The organism is Luteolibacter pohnpeiensis, assembly GCF_016595435.1.
GTDB lineage: Bacteria > Verrucomicrobiota > Verrucomicrobiia > Verrucomicrobiales > Akkermansiaceae > Luteolibacter > Luteolibacter pohnpeiensis.
The window spans coordinates 1-787 of the sequence record NZ_JAENIJ010000148.1 but is presented as its reverse complement, the minus strand read 5'-3'; the positions used below and the strand labels follow the sequence as shown (position 1 = coordinate 787).

The 787-nt window shown below is 55.4% G+C and carries 1 protein-coding gene; it reads right to left on the bottom strand.

Annotated elements, in window-relative coordinates; all coding sequences use genetic code 11:
• On the bottom strand, positions 1-629 hold a 629-nt coding region (locus JIN85_RS20660; protein WP_200274417.1), incomplete at its 3' end, for a phage portal protein family protein.
• Positions 630-787 lie beyond the last annotated feature (158 nt).

The window sequence follows — 787 nt, the reverse complement described above, 5'->3', positions numbered from 1 at the left end:
TCTTCCTGATCTGAGTCCGTCGCCCAACCGCTCGGATAGCCGAAATAGCGCGCCATCAGTGGCTTGGTTGCCCGGGGTTTCAAAGTGCCATCCTTGAGCCGCTGCCAGCGAATCTCCGACACCGAGTGCCCGAAGTAGTAACCCATCGCCAGAGCTTTGATAGTCCCCTCGAAACCGTTTTCGCGCCGGGTAACATCCGGCTTCATCGTCCACATCAGGTTCTCGACTTCCTTTGCCAGCTTCTCGGCTCCCGCTGTAGGTTTTTCGCCACGACGGGCAAAGGCATGCACCTTCCACGGCGCGATCGACACCAGCCGGGCAATCTCGTTGATGTTCTTCTGCAGCTTCGGCCAGGTGTCGACCATGGCGATGAATAGCAACTGCTGATGCACTAAGTCGCCATTGAGAGCCGAGGCCAACGTCATCCGCACATGCGCGGGCACTTGATCGCGTTCAAAGTATTCCAACATCCTGTCCTGCGACCGCGGCACTTGATAAGGAGAAGTCAGCACATCGAGCCGTTTCCTCGCCTGGCTAACGTCAATGCCGCCCGGAGATGCGTCTGCCGCCTGAATAAGCGAATCAGGATAGGGTGGAAGAGCAGTGCCAACAGGCCGGATTTCATTCATGCCGCCACCTTGTGCTTTTACTGCACACCCTCAACGGCCGCCAGTGGTCCCGATAACGTCACCAGAAGACATTCAACCTAAGTCACTTCTCTGCAGATCATTACGAAATTATTCAATTTGACAATATCCCACAGAGTGAATCGACTCGCGTTTGCAAA